Genomic DNA, 3,187 nt, shown 5'->3' on the forward strand with positions numbered 1-3,187 from the left:
ACCGGCGCGAGCCGGTGGGCTTTTTGCATACAGGCCTGTGCACCGCCCGGCTGGCCGGGCGGGCATCGCTGCAACACTTAGAAGGTGTAGCGTGCGCTGACGTTGAAGTAACGACCGTACGGGTTGTGCAGGTCTTCGTTGAAGCCACCTGCAGTGTAGTTCGGATCGTACGGCGCCTTGGTGTCGAACAGGTTCTGGATATTGCCGGTCAGGGTCCAGTTCTTGAAGCCGGTATAGGTGTAGCCCAGACCGAAGGTCACCCATTCCTTGACCGAGCACTTCGGATAGAAGGTCTCGTACAGCGGGTTCGAGGTATCGCGGTCCGGTGCGGCATCGGTCGGCTTGCGGGTACCGAAGTGGCAGAACGGCTGTGCGTACTTGGTGTCGCCATCGTAGCGGCGCAGCAGCGAGACCGGGCCGACGTAGTTGACCGAGGCGGTCACGTTATGGTCGCCGCGGCTCCAGTTGCTGGTGAAGCTGCTCTTCCAGCGCGGCATCGCAGTGCCGGCCGACAGCAGCCAGTCGCTCAGGCCCGGAATGGTGCCGGCCACGTTGTTCATCGGGTCGCCCGGGAACTGCTGGATCTTGTAGGTCTGGACGTAGGTCGAACGCAGGGTGTTGCGCACCGTGCCGTACTCGCCCAGGCGCAGGCGGTACTGCGCTTCGATGTCGACGCCGCCTTCTTCGGTCATGCCCTGGTTTTCCCATGGCGTGGCGACCATCTGCAGCTGGCCGGTGCCAGGGATCGGCTTGCCGGCCGCGTCCACCAGCAGGCCGGTGGTGCTGCGGGTGACGTTACCCGGGAAGCGGTCTTCGTTCTTCAGCGCCTCGTTCGCGGTGCCCAGCACGATCTCGTTGGTGCGCTTGATGTGGAAGTAATCCAGCGTCACATCGAAATTGCTGGTCGGCGAAAGGATGAGGCCGATGTTCCAGGTCTTCGACTCTTCCGGCTTCAGGTCCGGATTGAAGCCGCCGGTGCCGGCGATGTTGATCGCGCAGTCGGTGACGGTGCCGCCGCCCGGTGCCGGGGTCTGGTGGTCGGGACCGCAACGCTTCGGATCCCAGACGTTGCGCAGGAAGTACTGGGCGCCGCCCGGCACGATCTGGCTCAGCGACGGCGCGCGGAAGCCTTCGGCATAGGTGCCGCGGACAGCGATCGAATCGCTGATGGTCCACTTGGCGCCGACCTTCGGCACGAAGTTGCTCTTCAGGTCGGGGTACTTGTCGACCCGGCCGGCAATGTCGAATTCCAGGTTCTTCAGCACCGGCAGGCGGGTTTCCGCAAAGACCGACTTGACGGTACGGCCGCTGTGCAGGATGGTGTTGGCCAGGCCATAGATCTCGCCATTCGCGACCATCGGGTCCGGATTCAGGTCGGTGGTTTCGCGGCGGACTTCGACGCCGGCCGCGATGCCGATGGCGCCACCGCTCAGCTGGCCGAACTCGCGCGAGACCTTGAGGTCCCATTGGCTGATCTGCGAAGTGTTCTTCGACAGCACATCGTGGCCGAGATTCGGATCGGCGGCCACCGAGGCCAGCGAGCGATTCTGGGTCATGATCGTGTTCAGGGTCGCAAGGACCAGGCGACCGTAGTAGTAATCGTCGCGGTTCGAACGGTTCCACAACAGCGCGCTTTCCCAATCCCAGCCGAAGTGGTTGCCGCGCAGGCCAGCCAGGGCACGGTAGCCCTCGGTCATCGATGCCGAACCGGCACGCAGGTTCGTGAAGCGGTAGGAGGCCGAAGCACGGTCGCTGGCGAACGGGTTGTCCGGGTGGCCGACCGGCAGGATCAGCTGGAACGGGGTGCCGACGCCGTTGGCGGTGAAGCTGGTGCTGCTGGTGGTGCCGATCGTGAGCGGCGCAGCCGTGTATTCGCGGTCGTTGCGGTTGTAGCTGAGATCGGCAAAGCCGACGATGTTCTGGCCCAGCTTGAGCTCGCCATGCGACAGCACGCTGATGTCCTTGCCCCAGCCCTGGGCTTCGTCGAAGCGGTCCTGGTCGTAGTTACAGACGGTGCGGCCGAGGATGGTGCTGGTGGCCGGGTTCAGGCCGTCCTTCTCGCCGAGGGTGATCTTTTCCGAATCCGGACAAGCCGAGCTGAAGACGATGTTGTTCGGTGCGGTCGCGCGGGTCACGCCGAAGTTCTTGCTGCCCGGGCTGGTTTCCCTGAAGATGGTCGGATACTGCGACACATAAGTCGAGTAGTTCGACTTGTAGCGACCGTTCATGATCTGGTACTGCTGGTACTCGATGTCGGTGGCATCCTTGCGCGCGGTGCGGTCGCGCTGGCTCAGGTCGGCGGTGACCATGAAGGAATAGCCGTCATTGTCCAGATCGCCCTTGCCGAAGATGACGTTCGCGCCCTTCTTTGCGAAGTTGCGGTCGTCGTTGGCGCCGTAGCGCGCCGAGATCTCGGCGCCCTGGTAGCTCTTCTTGAGGATGAAGTTGATGACGCCGGCGATTGCGTCGGAACCGTACACGGCCGAGGCGCCATCCTGCAGCACTTCGATACGCTCGATGGCCGAAATCGGGATGCTGTTCAGGTCATAGATGACCGAGTTGCCGGTGTTCGGGTCGGCGTAAGGCGCCGGGTTCATGCGGCGGCCGTTCAGCAGGATCAGGGTCGAGGACGAGCCGAAACCGCGCAGCGAGGCGGTGGCCGCACCCTTGGCGAAGCCGCCGCCGCTGGTGAAGTCCTGGTTGCCGTCCGAGCCCATCGACGGCACGTATTTCATGAGGTCGGCAACGGTGGTCGCACCGGTCGCCTTGATGTCGGCCGCGGTCATGACGCTGACCGGTGCGGTACCTTCCTTGTCGGCACGCTTGATGTTCGAGCCCGTGACGACCACGCGCTGCATCTGGGCGTTATCCCCTTTACCGTTACCACTTTCACTACCACTACCACTTACAGTCTGCGCGAACGCGATCGACGTGCCGCCAAGTGCCACCGCCACCGCGATGACGCTACGCTTCAGTATGAGTTGCTTGTTCAAGTTATTCCCTCGGCTTGTAATTGTTATGTGCAAAGCATATGCACAGTTAGAGTGTCGCCGAGGAAAGAATTTTTTTGTACTAATTTGTAACCATTAAAATCATAAAAACACCGTTCGTTGTATTTTCGAAACATCTTTTTGCTAATTTTTTCAACGTAAAAGAACGTTTGTATTTACTCAGTATTTACATCGCA

1 protein-coding gene is annotated in these 3,187 nt (G+C 61.5%); it reads right to left on the bottom strand.

The window, feature by feature from the left end:
- Nucleotides 1–77 precede the first annotated feature (77 nt).
- Nucleotides 78–2,993 carry a TonB-dependent receptor gene (locus NX782_RS26060; RefSeq protein ID WP_308633141.1) on the bottom strand — a complete coding sequence of 972 codons (2,916 nt, stop codon included), beginning with the start codon at nt 2,991–2,993 and terminating at the stop codon, nt 78–80.
- Nucleotides 2,994–3,187: the final 194 nt, after the last annotated feature.

Source organism: Massilia norwichensis (assembly GCF_024753245.1).
Lineage (GTDB): Bacteria > Pseudomonadota > Gammaproteobacteria > Burkholderiales > Burkholderiaceae_D > Telluria > Telluria norwichensis.